This is a genomic window from Azospirillum sp. A26 (assembly GCF_042604635.1).
In the GTDB taxonomy this organism is placed as follows: domain Bacteria; phylum Pseudomonadota; class Alphaproteobacteria; order Azospirillales; family Azospirillaceae; genus Azospirillum; species Azospirillum palustre.
The window spans coordinates 833,206-849,024 of sequence record NZ_CP170474.1 but is presented as its reverse complement, the minus strand read 5'-3'; the positions used below and the strand labels follow the sequence as shown (position 1 = coordinate 849,024).

Annotated in this window: 13 protein-coding genes and 3 pseudogenes; 8 read left to right on the top strand and 8 right to left on the bottom strand. The window is 64.4% G+C overall.

Annotation, left to right across the window (positions count from 1 at the left end; all coding sequences use genetic code 11):
* Window positions 1-97: 97 nt before the first annotated feature.
* Window positions 98-614 (bottom strand): annotated as a pseudogene (locus tag ABNQ39_RS27455) (transposase); the annotation flags it as partial.
* Window positions 615-742: 128 nt separating this feature from the next.
* Between ABNQ39_RS27455 and ABNQ39_RS27450 the strand changes: the two are divergent.
* The 3 genes from ABNQ39_RS27450 (at window position 743) to ABNQ39_RS27440 (ending at window position 3,193) form a co-directional block, all read left to right on the top strand.
* Window positions 743-1,756 (top strand): aldo/keto reductase, encoded by a 1,014-nt coding sequence (locus tag ABNQ39_RS27450; protein ID WP_376964496.1) that lies wholly within the window; start codon window positions 743-745, stop codon window positions 1,754-1,756.
* A 108-nt stretch (window positions 1,757-1,864) separates the two neighbouring features.
* A complete protein-coding gene (locus tag ABNQ39_RS27445) occupies window positions 1,865-2,716 on the top strand; it encodes a VOC family protein (protein WP_376964494.1) in 852 nt (283 codons plus the stop codon).
* A 63-nt stretch (window positions 2,717-2,779) separates the two neighbouring features.
* Window positions 2,780-3,193 carry a putative quinol monooxygenase gene (locus ABNQ39_RS27440; RefSeq protein WP_376964492.1) on the top strand — a complete coding sequence of 138 codons (414 nt, stop codon included), beginning with the start codon at window positions 2,780-2,782 and terminating at the stop codon, window positions 3,191-3,193.
* Between the two features lie 57 nt (window positions 3,194-3,250).
* Here the strand turns inward: ABNQ39_RS27440 and ABNQ39_RS27435 are convergent, their stop codons facing one another.
* Entirely contained in the window at window positions 3,251-4,150 is a 900-nt protein-coding gene (locus tag ABNQ39_RS27435) for a LysR family transcriptional regulator (RefSeq protein ID WP_376964490.1), read from the bottom strand.
* A 198-nt stretch (window positions 4,151-4,348) separates the two neighbouring features.
* On the opposite strand from ABNQ39_RS27435, the gene ABNQ39_RS27430 reads away from it, so the two are divergent.
* On the top strand, window positions 4,349-5,446 hold the full coding sequence (locus ABNQ39_RS27430; protein WP_376964488.1) for an alkene reductase: 1,098 nt from the start codon (window positions 4,349-4,351) through the stop codon (window positions 5,444-5,446).
* 55 nt (window positions 5,447-5,501) lie between these two features.
* The gene (locus tag ABNQ39_RS27425; RefSeq protein ID WP_376964486.1) at window positions 5,502-6,761 is read left to right on the top strand and encodes an MFS transporter; all 1,260 of its coding nucleotides are present in this window, start codon (window positions 5,502-5,504) and stop codon (window positions 6,759-6,761) included.
* Window positions 6,762-6,859: 98 nt separating this feature from the next.
* Here the strand turns inward: ABNQ39_RS27425 and ABNQ39_RS27420 are convergent.
* Window positions 6,860-7,183: pseudogene (locus ABNQ39_RS27420) on the bottom strand (transposase); the annotation flags it as partial.
* Between the two features lie 85 nt (window positions 7,184-7,268).
* Between ABNQ39_RS27420 and ABNQ39_RS27415 the strand changes: the two are divergent.
* Window positions 7,269-7,478, top strand: a complete 210-nt coding sequence (locus tag ABNQ39_RS27415; protein ID WP_376964484.1) for a hypothetical protein — start codon at window positions 7,269-7,271, stop codon at window positions 7,476-7,478.
* Here ABNQ39_RS27415 and ABNQ39_RS27410 read toward each other — a convergent pair.
* From ABNQ39_RS27410 to ABNQ39_RS27400, 3 genes are all read right to left on the bottom strand, one after another.
* Entirely contained in the window at window positions 7,462-8,505 is a 1,044-nt protein-coding gene (locus ABNQ39_RS27410; protein ID WP_376964482.1) for a DUF3829 domain-containing protein, read from the bottom strand. The two genes, ABNQ39_RS27415 and ABNQ39_RS27410, sit on opposite strands and share 17 nt — an antisense overlap.
* 64 nt (window positions 8,506-8,569) lie before the next feature.
* Window positions 8,570-9,073: a hypothetical protein gene (locus ABNQ39_RS27405; protein ID WP_376964479.1), complete on the bottom strand. Its 504-nt coding sequence runs from the start codon at window positions 9,071-9,073 to the stop codon at window positions 8,570-8,572.
* A 100-nt stretch (window positions 9,074-9,173) separates the two neighbouring features.
* Window positions 9,174-9,587: a hypothetical protein gene (locus ABNQ39_RS27400; RefSeq protein ID WP_376964476.1), complete on the bottom strand. Its 414-nt coding sequence runs from the start codon at window positions 9,585-9,587 to the stop codon at window positions 9,174-9,176.
* Between the two features lie 440 nt (window positions 9,588-10,027).
* On the opposite strand from ABNQ39_RS27400, the gene ABNQ39_RS27395 reads away from it, so the two are divergent.
* Window positions 10,028-10,999: a hypothetical protein gene (locus ABNQ39_RS27395; protein WP_376964473.1), complete on the top strand. Its 972-nt coding sequence runs from the start codon at window positions 10,028-10,030 to the stop codon at window positions 10,997-10,999.
* Window positions 11,000-11,154: 155 nt separating this feature from the next.
* Window positions 11,155-11,727: pseudogene (locus ABNQ39_RS27390) on the top strand (DDE-type integrase/transposase/recombinase); the annotation flags it as partial.
* Window positions 11,728-11,806: 79 nt separating this feature from the next.
* On the opposite strand, the gene ABNQ39_RS27385 reads toward ABNQ39_RS27390, so the two are convergent.
* Together ABNQ39_RS27385 and ABNQ39_RS27380 are read right to left on the bottom strand one after the other, a co-directional pair.
* Complete coding sequence (locus tag ABNQ39_RS27385; protein ID WP_376964470.1) at window positions 11,807-12,496, bottom strand: response regulator transcription factor; 690 nt, start codon at window positions 12,494-12,496, stop codon at window positions 11,807-11,809.
* Window positions 12,497-12,515: 19 nt separating this feature from the next.
* A complete protein-coding gene (locus tag ABNQ39_RS27380; protein WP_376964467.1) occupies window positions 12,516-14,945 on the bottom strand; it encodes a sensor histidine kinase in 2,430 nt (809 codons plus the stop codon).
* Window positions 14,946-15,819: the final 874 nt, after the last annotated feature.

Here is a 15,819-nt window from a genome sequence, read left to right as displayed (position 1 = left end):
CCGCACGGAACCGCTGGCTCATTGAGAGGAATGCCCAAAGCCGACTTTGGCGCGTAAATCGCCGTGAACACGGAGTCCAGCGGCCGGTGGCGGGTAATCAGGCGCCCTTGCGGGAGATGGGCATGCCGAGGATGGCCATGATGTTCAGGACCTTGCAGCCGACGGCGGCCTCGACCTTCTGCGTGGGCAGAGTCCGGGCGCGGAGGCTGCGGCTGATCACCTGTTTGTAGCGCATCATCGCCACCTCGCCCAAGGAGCGGCGGCCGTACCGGACGGCCCGCTGCCAGGCCAGCCAACCACACTCGGCAATCCTCTGGATGTGGCGGTCGCGTTGGCTGGGGGCATTTCCGGTCGTGGCGCTCGGCACCGCCGTCGAGCGTGGCGGGACGATCACCTCCGCCGCAGGGCTGTGGGCGGCGACCGCACGGTAGACCGACTCCCCGTCGTACGCGCCGTCGGCCAGCACCGTGCTGATCGGGCGGGCGAACCAGAGAGGCATCCCCTTCCTCGTTGGACGTCAGCTCCGAGGCCAGGAGCTCGCCGGTATCGGGATTGACGGCCAGATGGAGTTTGCGCCAGTTCCGGCGCGCTCGGCCACCGTGCTTTTCCAGATGCCTGTGCGTCTGTGAAGCGCCTTCCAAAGTTCTGCGATTGCGGCCTGGCTACTGCCGGTTTCCCGCTGCGGATATTTCTTCTTTCGACGCTGAGCACGGGGTTCAGCCTGGAAGGAAGGTTCAAGACGATGGCACTCAAGGATATTCTGCCGGGGAAGCTCGGTTTCGGCGCCGCGCCGCTGGGCAATATGTTTCGCGACATCCCCGAAGCGGAAGCCCGCGCGACGGTCGAAGCGGCCTGGAATGACGGCATCCGGTATTATGATAATGCGCCCTTCTACGGCGCGGGTCTTGCCGAGATCCGCATGGGCGCGGCGTTGGCCGACAAGCCGCGCGGGGATTTCGTCATCAGCACCAAGGTCGGCCGTATCATTCTCGATGAGATCGAGGATGTGAGCGCCCGTGATCTGGGCGAGAAGGGCGACGTCTTCAAATATGGCCGTCCGAACAAGATCGTGAACGACTACTCGGAGGCGGCCGCCTACCGCTCGATCGAAGACAGCCTCAAGCGCCTGAAGACCGACCATATCGATATCGCCTGGGTCCATGACATCGCGCAGGATTTCTACGGTGACGAATGGCTCGCCATGTTCGAGCAGGCGCGGCGCGGCGCGTTCAAGGCGCTGGACCGGATGCGTGACGAGGGCGTCATCAAGGCCTGGGGCCTGGGCGTCAATCGCGTCGAGCCGATCGAGCTGCTGCTCGATCTCGAAGGGCCGCGTCCCGACGGCTTCCTGCTGGCCGGGCGCTATTCGCTGCTCGACCATGACCGCGCGCTCCAGCGCGTCATGCCGAAAGTGGCGGAGCGGGAGCTGGGGATCGTGGTCGGCGGCCCCTACAGTTCCGGTGCGCTCGTCGGTGGACCGAATTTCGAATATGCGCCAGCCACGCCGGCCATTCTGGCGAAAGTTGCAGCGATCAAGGCGATCGCCGATCGCCACGGCATTTCGATGAAGGCGGCCGGTCTTCAGTTCGCGCTCGCCAATCCCGCGGTCGCGGCGGTGATCCCTGGCGCCAGCCGCCCCGGCCGCATCGCCGAAGATCGCGCCGCGCTCGATGAAGCCGTGCCGGCGGAATTCTGGCGCGAGCTGCGCGATGCCGGCCTCGTCAATCCGGCGGCCCCGCTTCCCGTCACCGGCTGAACGCTTCCCCCTTCTTGATGCTTTCCCGGTCACTGCGCCCTGCAGCGACCGGAAGGACCCCTGCGCCCCGTATCGGGTGCTCCCCAATCAAACCGAAGGAGAATGATCATGGACAGCGTGCGTAAAGATGATGCCACCAATCTCGGCAGGCGGGACGTCCTTCGCACCACCGGGGCCGCCCTGGCTATCGGCGCCGCAACCGGCTTGGGCGGTCAGGCAATCGCGCAAACCGGAGGGAGCATGTCAGCCGCCTCCCGCAATGCTGCGCCGCTCGGCCTGCGGCTTCAGGGCGTTCAGCATTTCGGCCTGACCGTGCAGAATATGGAGCGGGCCTATGAGTTCTATACCGAGGTGCTGGGTGGCACTGAGGTGTTCCGCCACGGGGATTTTCAGGGCGATCCGGTCCAGAACACCCTGCTCGCCGATCAGGAAATCCGCGCCAATGAGCTGCATGTCGATCCAACCACGATCGGCGTGCCGAACCTGCGCGATGGCGACCAACGCCTCGACGTCCGTTTCATCCAGTTCGACAATGTGGTGATCGAGCTTCTGCAGTATCGCAACGCCGACCAGCCGATGGGCGGCCCCAACAGCTTCGCGCCGCCGCTGGAGAATATGAGTCCGGCATTCCCTCGGATGATGCACATCTGCTTCCATGTCGCCGATGACGTCGACTTCAACGCGTTCATCACCGATCTTGAGGCCGAATCCGCACGTCGTGGCGTGACGCAGGTGCGCGCGAACCGCACCATCCGCGTCCGCAGCGAGGCCGAGCGCCGCTCCGCCCCGCAGGATACCAACACCAACAAGGTCACGGTCGCGCCGTCCGACGGTTGGGAACTGATCTACTGCAAGGGTCCGGAGGGCGAACAGCTCGAGTTCGTCAAGGCGATCGGGCCGGTTAAGCAGCGCTTCGCCAATGCTCTTGCGGGGCGCCAGCGTGCACGCTCCAGCCTGTGATCCTTCCGGGATGGAACGGGCCGTTCCGTCCCGCCCCTCCCCCTTCGGCATGAGGAGATCCGCATGCGCATCCCGCTCATCACGCTCGCACTCCCTGCACTGTTGATGGCTGCCATCCCCGCACAGGCGCCGGCTCAGGAAAGCGCTGCGCCCAGGGAGGACGTCCATTACCCCCGGATCCCGCAAGATGCCTGGTCGATCGTTGCTCAGGTACGGGCAAAACCGGGCAAGGCCGCCGAACTCCGCGAAGCCACTCTTCCTCTCGTGGCGTCGGTTCGAAGCGATCCAAAGAACCTTGTCTATTTCCTGCAGGAGGATCGGGTTGAACCTGGACACTTCATTTTCTATGAAATCTTTGCGACGCGCGAGGATTTCGAGGCGCATAACGCCATGCCCTATGTCCAGGCATGGTTCGCAAAGCTCCCCGAACTGGCGGAAGGCGGCGTGGAGGTGATGCGGATGGAGGTGCTCGGATAGAGCCGGCGTTGACTGGAGGCTGGCCGGTTCGTTTCCCGAGCGGCTCGGTCGCCTCGATCACTCCAGGAATTTCTGCATTCGGGGCACCATGAAGTCCAGAAAGCTTCTCACCCGCGCCGGCAGGAACTGGGATCCGCGAAACAGGGCATGGACGTCGTCCACCACGCCGATGTCGCTGTCGGCGAGAAGCTCGACCAGTTCGCCGCGCTCGATCGGGCCGCGCAGATGATAGTCGGCCAGCCGGATGATCCCCACGCCGGCGATTGCCATCCGGCGCAGCGTGTCGCCATTGTTGACCAGCAGCGATCCGCTCAGCATCCGCTCGACGATCCGCCCGCCCTCGCGCATCGGCCAGACCGGCATGGCACGGCGGAAGTTGAAACCCAGACAATTATGGTGAATGAGATCTTCCGGCGTCTTCGGCGTGCCGTGCCGCTTGAGATAGGTGGGGGACGCCACGATGCACCGCTTCGTCTCGCCGATCTTGCGCGCCATCAGGTTCGAATCCGTCAGCTTGCCGACGCGGATCGCGACATCGGTGCGGTCGAGATAGAGATCGACCACCTCGTCCGAGAGCGAAAGATCGACGATCACCTTCGGATAGGCCTCGAAAAAGGCGGGCAGCAGCGCCTCGAGTGCTGTCGTGCCGAAGCTTACCGACGAAGTGACGCGGACGACGCCCTCGGCCTCGGCGCCGCCATGCGCGATCTGCTGTTCCGTCTCATCGAGCTGGCCGAGCAGTTTCTGGCTTCGCTCATAATAGAACTGCCCCTCCTCGGTCAGCGCAAGCCTGCGCGTCGAGCGCTCGATAAGCCGCACTCCAAGCCGGGCTTCCAGCCGGGCGATCAGCTTGGACACGGTTGAAGGCGTCATCAGCATCAGTCGGGCGGCTTCGGAAAAGCTGCCCGCCTCGACGACCCGGACGAACACCATCATTTCGCCTGCGCGGTTGTCCATGTCCCGCCTGTGACGCGGTTTCCCGAAACGGCGATCCTTATAGCATGGCCGGCGCCGCCATGTCGCCCGATCTGTGAACCAGACTATCAAATCCGGTGAAAAGCGGCTGTCTAATCAATCCTGCGGAGGCATGCGATCTGTATCGGCGACGGGCCAACCCAAAGAGGTCCGCAGGGTCAGCACGAAAGGAATGTTGCCATGTCCGATACGAAAGCCACCGACCTGTTCACACCGACATCCATCGGCGCCATCGCGGTTTCCAACCGCATCGCCATGGCGCCGCTGACGCGTTCGCGCGCTGGAATGGATGGCGTGCATAGCCCGCTCGCCGTTGACTATTACCGTCAGCGCGCCTCCGCGGGTCTCATCATCACCGAAGCCACCAACATTTCACGTCAAGGCCGCGGTTACGCCTACACGCCGGGGATCTATACCGAAGCCCACGTCGAGGCCTGGCGCGCGGTGACCGAGGCGGTGCATGGGGAAGGCGGCAAGATCGTGCTCCAGCTCTGGCATGTCGGCCGCGTGTCGCACAGCAGCCTGCAGGAGAATGATGCCGCGCCGGTCGCGCCATCGGCAATTCGCGGTGGCGGCCGCGTCTACACGCTGGCCGGCGATGATGTCCCCTCCATGCCGCGCGCGCTGGAGACCGACGAAATACCCGGCCTGGTCGAGGATTATCGGCACGCCGCCCGACTGGCCATGGAGGCCGGGTTCGATGGCGTCGAGGTGCATGCCGCCAATGGCTATCTGCTCGACCAGTTCCTGCGCGACAGCACCAATGTGCGCACGGACATCTATGGCGGTTCGATCGAGAACCGTGCGCGCTTTCCGATCGAGGTCGTGAAGGCCGTCGCCGGACTCTGGGGCGGGGACCGGGTCGGCGTCCGGCTGTCGCCGCTCTCCACAGCGATTGGCGAGACGCCGCTCGACAGCGATCCGCAGGCAACCTATGGCCATTTCGTGCAGCAGATCGGCACCCTCGGCCTTGCCTATCTTCACTGTGTCGAAGGTCAGTTGCGCCAAGAAAACGCGTCTTCGGCGTTCGATTTCAAGGCCCTGCACAAGGCGTTCGGCGGCAGCTACATCGCCAACAACGGCTATGATCGGCAAATGGCCATGAACGCCATCACGTCCGGCCATGCCGACATGATCTCGTTCGGCCGCGCTTTCATCGGCAATCCCGATCTGGTCGAGCGACTGGGTCGTAACGCGCCGCTCTTCGATGCCCCGCCCAGCGCCTATTACGGCGGCGGGGCCGAAGGATACACCGACTTCGCAAGTCTGGCCGACTGAGCGCGTCGATCCCCGGGCGTCGCGCCGGGCACACCATACAGTCATGGAGGTTGAAATGAGCAAGTCAGCATCGCTGGCGCTGGACGACCCACGCCTTCATCGCCCCGCCGGGGCATCGGCCCATGCGCCCGGCCACCCGTCATCCATCGTTCAGAACAAGACCCTGCCGCTTCTGGCACTCGCTCTTGGCAGTTTTGTCATCGGCACATCCGAGTTCGCGAGCATGGGGATCATCCAGCTCTTTTCAGAGAGCCTTGGCCTCACCGTGCCGGAGGCCACCAACGCAATCACCGCCTATGCTTCCGGCGTCGTGATCGGCGCACCGCTGGTGACGCTGGCGGCCGCCCGGCTCAACCGGCGCACGCTCCTGCTGATGCTCATGGCCCTCTTCGTCGTCGGCAATCTGCTCTCGGCCATGGCGGACAATCTCGGATGGCTGATGGTTGCCCGCTTCATCAGCGGCATGCCGCAGGGCGCCTATTTCGGGGCCGGCGCCGTGGTTGCGTCCCATGTGGTCGGACAGGGGCACGCCGGCAAGGCCTTTGCGATCGTCATGACGGGCCTGACGGTCGCGACGATCTTCGGCTCGCCGCTCGCCACGTTCATGGGCCAAACCCTGGGATGGCGCGAAACCTATGTCGCCGTCGCTGTCCTTGCGGCTTTTGCGTTCGCATCGATCTATCGGTGGGTGCCGCAGACCGATGCGCTGAATGGCGTGCCGGTGGTTCAGGAACTATCGGCACTGCGCAAGGGATCCGTCTGGGGCGTCATGCTGGTCGCCGCGATCGGCGTCGGCAGCATCTTCGCCGTCTACACCTTCATCGGCCCGATCGTGACGGATGCCACGCATCTTTCCGCCACCATGATCCCGATCGCACTCACCGTTTTCGGCATGGGGATGACCACAGGCAACCTCATTGGCGGCCAGTTGGCGGATCGCTATCCCGCGCGAGGCATCATTCTGGGTTACGGCAGCGCCCTCGTCATATTGGCTGGGCTTGCCTTTGGCGGGGCCAATCCCTGGCTGCTCTTCCCCGCCCTGTTCGGCGTAGGGGCGGCGATGATGGTGGCGATCCCAACGATCCAGGTGCGCCTCACCCGTTTTGCACCGGAAGCGCCGAGCCTGATGGGGGCGATGAATCTCGCTTCGCTCAACGCCGCCAATGCCCTGGGCGCCTGGATGGGCGGGCTGACCATCGACGCCGGGTTCGGCCTTCTGTCACCCGCCTGGGCCGGCTTCGGCCTCACGCTCGCCGGTCTCCTCCTTTTCGGCTTGACCCTCTGGGGTCGGCACCGGACTGCGACAGCCATCTGAGCCAAATTCTTGCCCATCACGTTCAAACTCAAAGGAATGACGTGATTCCCATTTCCCGGAAAGCTTGGCGGCCGGAATAAGCATGGTTCGGGTTCGTGTCACGCCGCCGATCTGATTTGGTTGGTTGTGCCTTGGTAGGCCTCGTCCGGGGTTTTGCCGCCGAGTGCCGAGTGCGGGCGGTCGGCGTTGTAACAATCGATCCAGCGGCCGATCCCGACCCTGGCCTCGCTGCCTGTCTCGAAAGCATGGAGGCAGACCCACTCGTACTTCATCGATCGTCACAGGCGTTCAATGAAGACGGTTTTCATCCATCGGCCACGGCCATCGATCGACACCCGGATGCCGGCCACGATCAAGAGGCGGGTGAAGCGTGGACTGGTGAACTGGCTGCCCTGATCGGTGTTGAAGATGTCCGGCTGACCGCCTCCATTTCGTAAAGCAGGGTCCGGGCATTATGGAATATGGGGCGGCCAGCCGGATCCGGATCGCCGCGGCGGTACCGGCGAGGTGATCGTCCAGGGCGGCACCGCGCCGTCGCCGCCGGACATCGGGCACCAGGCGCGGGGCCTCGACGTCGACCTGTTGGCGGTCTCAACGGAGATCGAGGAGCCGGCCGGGCGAGTGCTGGCCAGCCTGATCCGGATCACCGTCGTCTCCCGGCGAGGTGCACAAGCCCGGCTGCATGGAAAGGGAACCGCCGTCACTGGCCGTTCTTGACCCGCAGGTTGTAATCGTCCACCAGGCTGTTGAACGATTCGGTGATCCGGTTCAGGTCCGGGCCGAGCTTGCGGGTGTCGCCGCCGGCGGTGTCGCGCCGCAGCGTCTTGAGCGCCGTCAGGAAATCGACGGCCTTCGATTCGATGTAGAAAAGCACCGGCTTGTTACCGAGCGCGGTGGTCACCGTGGGATTGGCCGCCATGTAGGCGCGGGCCCCATCGAGCGCCTGTGAGAAGCTCTGCTCGGCCGCTTCGACCTCCGCCGTCTCGACCTTGCCGTTCCGAACCGCCTGTTCGGTCCTGTCGAAGCTGAGACGGGCGCGATGCATCACGTTCAGTTCGTGCCAGCGATAAGCGCGGCCGTCCCGTTTCTCGATGTCGTTCAGCCGCTGTTCGGCGACCACGAGGTTCGCGGCCTCGACGGCGACGCGCATCCGGTCGGAGGCCTCGAAGAAGGTCGCGAAGGAGGCGGTGAGTTTCGGATGCAGGTCCTCGCGCATCCGGCGCCAGCCATCGTCGCGGTAATTCTGCTGGTTCAGATAATCGTCGGTCTGGTTCAGCAGCGGAACCAGCGCCGTCAGGGCGTCGGCGTAGCGCACAGCGGACCCATCGAGTTCGGAATTCGCGGGCGCGGTCTTGCTGGCCGCGACCAGGCCCGACGCGCAATCCTTGGTAAAGCGGTTGTCCACCTCGTAGGGCGCGATCTTGAAGCTGCGGTGATAGATCGTGCCGCCATTGAAGGCAGCCGGAAAGGAGCGGCTGTAGGGTTCGTAATTGTTGCGCATGGCGACGTCGACGCGATTGAGGCAGGTGATGAACGGCGTGAGCTTGCCGGCAAGCGTGTTCGCTTCCGTGGCAGGTGCCGCCGTCCCGGTCGGTGCGCTGCCCGACGCCGCGCTGCCTTGACTGTTTCCGGACAGGCCGAGGTCGCGCAGGAGGGACTGAACGTCACCGTCCTTCGCCAGGAAGATGACGGCCAGCAGGATGACCCCGAGGAGGACGGAGCCGGTTTTCTTCAGGATGGGCATGGGGTCTCTTTCCGGGACGATGCCGCCGGGAAGGCCGCCGGCATCGGACGACGGGGAATGGTGATCAGAGGTTCTTCTCCAGAACGTCGGTGATCGCCTTCACGCGGGGATTGAGGTCGTCGACATTCGCGAAGGGTTTCCAGTTCAGCTTGAGCGCGCCGTCGGCGAAGGTAACGCCATCCCGGTAGTTCGAAGCCGGCGCCGTCGCCTCGTCGTAGGAAATCGTGATCGACTTCAGCTTGTCCTTGAGCGCCTGCCGGCCCATCTCGTCGGAACCGATGGCGGACAGCGCCTTGATCAGGGGATCAATGATCGGCTTGCGGAGGTAGTCGTCGTTTCCGTAGCTGTCCGCATAGCCCGGCAACGCCAGGCTCTTCAGATCCAGCGAGACGGGAACCGCGAAGCCGGCGGTATCCTGGATGGATTTCTCGAGCGGCGGCCAGACATCCTTGGAATAGGCGGCGATGGCACGGCGTTCGGCAAGTCCGCCCCCGCCTTCGGCCTGGACGCCGGTCGCCGGCAGGACGAGGAGCGTGGCGAGAAGCAGGATGGAACGGGTATTCGGCATGGAAACTCCTTTGCCGTCCCGCGTCGGACGCCCGGCATGGCGGGCGTCCGACGGCAAGACGAAGATCGCATTTCCCAGAATCATGGTGCTGGGGATCGCGTTATTGGGCGTTCTCGAACGCCTTGGCGTTCTCATCGTAAGACTTGCAGAATTCCTCCGGCGTCTGGTTGAGGCCCTCCGCCATCTGCTCCAGGCGCAGCTGGCTTTGCTCGCCGTTGTAGATCACGCCGTCCTGGCCCTTCCGGAGATAGAGCGCCGATTTTGCGGCATCTTTCGGCGCCGGCATCGAGGCCATGTACTTCTCGTAGGTCGCAACCGCCTTCTGGGACGGGAAGCCCTTGCCGGTGCAGTATTTGAGGATGCCAAGCTGGTTGCTCATCATCTGATGGAAGCTGTCGGGGTCGGGCATCTGCGCCTGGGTGGCGACGGGCTGGAGCGCGAGCGTCGAAAAGGCGGTGAAAGCCAGAAGCGCGGCGCGAACCGTCCCCTTTGACAGCGTGCAAACAGCCTTCATCGAAAATCTCCTTGGATTTGTGACGATCAACCGGCAGCGTCGGGCCGAAGCCCATCTGGGATTTCCCCATGGCCGGTCGCAGAGGAAACAGGCATCCGTCTCCTAGCCGGGCTTCCGGGGAGCTTGCGTTCCCGACCGGGCTGGGAAATACGGTGATGGGGCGTTGTCGGGTGGGTCATGCATGGACGGTAGCAGGATCGATCCGGAGACGGGTTTACTGGCGAACTCCATCTTGGCTTAACCCGCTGCACGCGTGTTCTCCAATGGGCGAAAAGTAGAGGAATGGTGATTCACCGCTACCCACAATGCCCATGAAGGCTACCTCAGGAGTCTGCACTGTGGCGGTCCCCGGCCAGCCGCCAAGCCGGATTGCGTAAGACTGCTTCGACCTGGAGTGTCGATCCGATCTAAATGCATTCAGCCATCTGCGAGGCGACCGATTGAACGATGACGTGAAGAAAACCGGGTCGGCCATCGAGGGCAGTGAGGCTGCGGGCGTCTCCGTAGCGGCAGGCAGGTCGCCGGCGGCGACGCGGCTCTATGCGATCCTTGCCCGAACGGCGCGGACAGGTGTGATCTTTCGGCGCGGGCCATCACGACAGGTCCAGTTGATCCGTTGGGATTTGCAGGACGACACATTCGAGCATGGCCAGTGGTTCAAGGGCCGCATTTATGAACGGCGATGCGATCTCTCTCCCTCGGGCAGGCTGCTGGTCTACTTTGCGGCGACCTATCGCCCACCCTACGGGAGTTGGACGGCCTTGTCCGAGCCCCCCTTCGTCACGGCTTTGGCGCTGTGGCCGAAGGGCGACGGCTGGGGCGGCGGCGGCGTGTTCGAGGACGAGGAGACGCTCCTTCTCAACCATCGGGCCGCCCCCGATTCGATGGGCTTCGAACTGGCCGAAGGGTTTCGGCTGGCTGCGGGCATGCGGGTGAAGCCGCTCGGAGAGAGGTCGGGCGGTGGGGAGGACAATCCGGTCAACTGGGTGATCCGCAGCCGCGACGGCTGGCGCATGGTCGCCGAAGGCCAGGGGCGGAAAGGCGGACGGCGGGCCAAGGCGTTCTACGCATTCGAAACCCCGCGGACCGTCGAGAAGGAGGGAGAGGGCGGACGGCGGCTGCAAGAGTTGCTGCATGCCATCGGTCGAAGGAAGAGCGCCTGGTACGACCTCAGCCATCGCGTCCTTGATCAGGAAGGACAGGTGCTGGTCGATCTCCCCGGAAGCGACTGGGCCGACTGGGACGGCGGCGACCTCGTCTTCGCCCGCGATGGCCGCCTGTACCGGCTTCCCGAAAGCGCCTTCCGGGACCACGCGCGACCGGGGGCCGACGCCTTCCGCCTGCTTTACGACTTCAGGAACGCGCGGTTCGCAGCGATCCCGCCAGCGGAGAAGCGCCATCAGGAGAGATGAGATGCGGGCTGACGGCGCCGGTCAGCAGCTGAGCCGGTCCCCAATTTCCGGACAGTCGAATAAGCTTGGTTCGCCCAGGAAGAAGGACGGACCCGATGACGGGGAAGCGGAAGCGGTATTCGGCGGAGTTCAAGGCGAAGGTGGCGCTGGAGCCGGTCGAGGCGGATCATCCGCCCCTGTCGATCACCCGCCAGTGCGAGCTGGTTTCGATCGGCCGGTCCAGCTCTACGGACCGGCCAAAGGCGAGCCGGCCGAGAGCCTGAAGCCGATGCGGCCGATTGACGGGCTGTTCCTGGAAGCGCCCTGGTACGGCAGCCGGCAGATGACCCGACATCTGCGCCGGCACGGACATTTTATCTGGTGGCGGTGATGGACTGGGCGACGCGCAAGCTGTTGAGCTGGCGGCTGTCGAACACCATGGACGTCGAATTCTGCATCGAGGCCGTCGAGGAGGCGATGAAGCGGCACGGTCGGCCGGACATCTTCAACACCGATCAGGCCAGCCAGTTCACCAGCCCGCGCTTCACTGGCCTCTTGACCGCGGCCGGCATCCGGGTATCGATGGATGACCGATGGAATACGAGTGCGTCTATCTCCACGCCTTCGAGACCGGCAGCGAGGCCAGGGCTGGGATCGGCCGCTGGATCGATTGTTACAACGTCCACCGCCCGCACTCGGCACTCGGCGGCAGAACCCCGGCGGAGGCCTACCAGGGCACACCAGATCAGATTGGCGGCATAACAGGAACCGGAGCCAAGCTTATTTCAGCCGCACATCTGTTCAGGAAATGTGGACCGGCTCCCTTCTTCAAGGTGCGACAGGTGCGGCGAAGGCATAGCCACGAGACCGCAAGGTCCGTAACGGCAGGATTTCTCCGGCCTCGCCCTCCACCTTCCGACGCAGCCGGTGAATCAGCAGGTCGATGCTGCGGTCGTCCACCATCAGACGCTCGGCCAGCACGCGCCGCTGGATCACCTGCTCGGGGAATTCGAAGAAGGGCGCCAGAAGCTTGACCTCGGCGTCGCTGAGGGCGACCGCCTTTCCGCCCGGCGTCATCAGGCGCCAGTGCGTTGCTTCCAAACGCCATGGGCGCTGGGCAAGCGCGGCGGGGCCGGCCGGACCACGGCGACGCCGCACCACCGAGCCGATGGCAGCCTCCAGTTCGCGCATGTCCAGCGGCTTGACCAGATAAATGTCGGCACCGGCATTCAAGCCCAGAATGCGGTCCTCGACACGGCCGCGCGCCGTGATCATCACCACCCCGAGTTCGCGTTCGCCGGGCTGGACACCGGCAGCCAACCGTTGGGCGATCGATACGCCGTCCTCCTCCGGCAGGCCAAGATCGAGCAGGATCAGGTCGGGACGACGCTCGGCGATGGCCTGATCCATCGCCCGGCCGCAATCGGCAGCGCGCACGGTCATGCCACGGGCCCGGAGATAGGAGACGATCTCCTCGCTCAGATCCGCATGATCTTCGACAACCAGCACGTCCAGCATCGCCGGGGGCCCTCCAGTCTCAGCCATTTCCGTTCTTCGCCCTCTCCGGGATGCTCCCCCAGCCGAATCCGTCATCGCCATCTGCCGGCAGGTCTTCCAGGACGTTCAGCCGGATCGTGAACAGCGTCCCCCCGTCCGGCCGGTTCCGCATGCCGACAGTGCCGCCATGGGCCGACACGATATGGCGGACCAGATGCAGCCCCAGCCCCGCTCCCGGAACACGTGCGGAGCCGGCTCCCCGGTAATATTTCTCGAAAATGCGCTCACGCTCGACCTCCGGGATGCCCGGCCCCCGGTCGGCGATGCAGAATACGGTCTCCTGCCCCTCCCGCCGCAGCCCGACCTCGATCACGCTGGCCGGGCCGGAATATTTCACCGCGTTCTCGATCAGGTTGGCCAGTGCCATGCCCAGAAGCGGTTCGTCACCGGTCAGGTCCGGCACGTCGTCGAGCCTCACGGCGAAGGTGTGATGCGGAGACGCTCCCTCGGCCGCCTCTACGATCCGGCGGAGCAGAGCTGCCGGATCGAACCGGTTGGAGCGCAGCATCAGGCCCGCCCCCTCGATACGGTCGTCCAGCAGGCAGGCGTCGATCATGCCGTTCATATGGCGCACCGACCGTTCGATCCGCTGCACACGCTGCACGGTCGCCTCGTCCCCGGCCGTCAGCGCCATGTTCTGGGCAGCGGTGCTGATCACCGCCAGCGGCGTCCGGAACTCGTGGCTGATCATGGCGAGGAACTGGCGCTGGGCCTCGCGGGCGGCCCTTTCCAACGCGACGGAGGCGTCCGCCATCTCCTTCGCCTTTGTCAGTTCCTGTTCGAGCTGCTTGCGGCTGGTGATGTCGTTGACGGCGAGCAGCCGGGCCGGCTGGCCCTGGTAGTCGAGCGGCACCATCGATGCCAGCGCCCAGAACCGGATGCCGGCAGCGTCCAGCATCTCGATCTCGGCGTTCTCCACCCGCCCGTCGCGCTCCAGCAGGGCCAGCAGCCGGCCGCGGTCGGCGGGGTCGTGATAGAGATCGCTGCCCCCCAGCGACTCCCGCGCGCGCCGGTTGGCGTAGAGAGGAGTCACGCGGGTTCTGTGGCTGATGACGATGGCGAGCGGCACCGCCTCCAGCGTCCGGCGAAGCTGCGCTTCGCGATCCTGCAACGCCACGTTGGCGCGATCGAGCGCCGCCGTGCGCTGCGTTACCCGTTCCGCCAGTTCGGCCTCGTTGCGGCGCAGGGCGACCACCAGGGCACGTTGGGCGTTCTCCTTCTCCACCCGCAGCAGACGCAACTGCGCCGCCATCATGGCCCCGAACAGGAGCATTTCGGCCATGGGCGCGTAGACCGGCAGGAAGTAGGTCGATTCCACCCACGGCACGATGCCGGCATTGCGCAGCGCCGTCACCACGTTGCCGGCCGCAAGCACCGTCCAGCCGGCAATCATGTAACGCGCGGCCCGGTGCCCGCCCGCCAGCCAGGACTGGATGCTGGCGGCAAGACCTGTCACCAGGATCAGCAGCGCAAGGTTGCGCGGGCGCAGGATCACGTCCGGCTCCAGGTCGCCCTCGATGAACAGATCGTAGACCGCGAGCATCAGGACGCCGAACAGGACCGGCGTCGCCAGGATCGGGGCGATCCAACGGACATCGCGGCGCATCGGCAGCGCCGCGAACAGGAACCCGATGCCGAATGCTCCCGAGACGACTAGCCAGACGAAGGGATTGTTGTCACCGGGCAGCACGTGCCGCCCCCACAGCAGCCTGTCCAGACCGGTCATCGCCAGGATGTGTCCGGCGACCGCCAGAGCCGAAACGCCGTAGAACGCCAGCGCCACGCTGGTCAGCGCCATCGCCAGCGCCAGGGCGACGACCCCCAGCAGCACGACGATGGTGATCAGCGCCGTATGCATTAGATTCTCGACCTGCTCGGTCCGCATCAGGGCGCCAGGACGCCAGAGATCGAGCGGGACGGCCATCGAGCCGCTGGTCACCCCCCGGAACCACAGGGTGTGGTGGCCTGCCGGCAGATCGATGAAGGCCGCATTGCGGCGGACCGGCAACGACTGCGGAACACGGTCGCCCAGGACCGCGACCGGGTCCGGCGACACGCTCCAGGAGGCCCACACCTCCATCCGGTCGAAGTTGGGCACCGCCAGGGTAAGGATGCGGCGCCCGGCGGCCGCGGGAAGAACGTCGATCTCGGTCCGCAGCCACAAGGCGTCGCGGGTGATCCCGAGGCTATAGTCCTGGGACAGGCGGGAAGACGGCGTGAACGAGCCTGCCTCGCCTCCCCGCAGGTCGTCGATCGACAATCGCCGACCCGGATCGCGCCGCATGGAAAAATCCGACAGCTCCACGCGGTCCCGGCCGTCGACCAGCACGGGTTCCGCCCGCACCATGGTGGTGGCCAGGCTCAGACACAGGGCGATGAGGCTGCACGCCGCGATCCAATGCCGTTTCACGCGCCGCACATCCCGATCCACGAGTTTCTCTCCCGCCATCCGGCGGCGAAAGCCGCACGCCATCGATGAACGGCCTTCCGTTTCGCCTCCATAAGGATCCGCTTTCGACCTTCAAAGACGACCGGAATCTGGCTTCGATTGACACCATACAGGCTAGCCGCCAGCCGGAAAATGAAAGATTGTGAAACATAAAAGCACCGTGAAATATTAGAGCGATCTTATCGCCCCTCTCCAACAAAAAGAATTCCGGCGTCGGCAAGCTCGAAAGGTCGATCTGAAATGAAGGTCAGGCCACTCCGCTTCGAGACAATTACTGGTGGTCGCCGCCTTTTAAAATGACTGCCGCCAGGAAGCGCTCATTTCGAGAGGCATGCCCGGTGTTCCAGGAAACCGCCGCCTCGAAGCGGCCGTCGCAACGATTCATTGAACACGCCGTCCTCGGAAGAGTAGCGGAGCTGCAATCCCTCGCCCGCAAACGTGACATTCGCCGACCGAAGCGCGGCTGCGTTGAATGAATCGAACGCAAAGCAAGAAACATAATTTCTTCCAATTAACTGGGAGACGAAAACTTCTGAAAGGAAATGAAAGATAGTGAAAGATAACGCTAAACCAACTGTTCAAGAAGTTGCAATTCGTTTCATTTGCTGACTCACAGGCATTGAACGAACTCTATATGATAGCAGAATGAGGTAATTACTTTGAGACAGGGCAGCAGTCTCACGTGATGTTCGTCCGGAACCCGACCGGACCGGCGGCACGGGAACCCCTGCGGGCGAAGGTTCAAAGATGGAACATGGTGATGAGCAACCATTAGGTTGCACCCCCTAAAGGACCGCCATGGTCTGGCGCGGCGCGCCGGGGTTCCGGGCCTGTC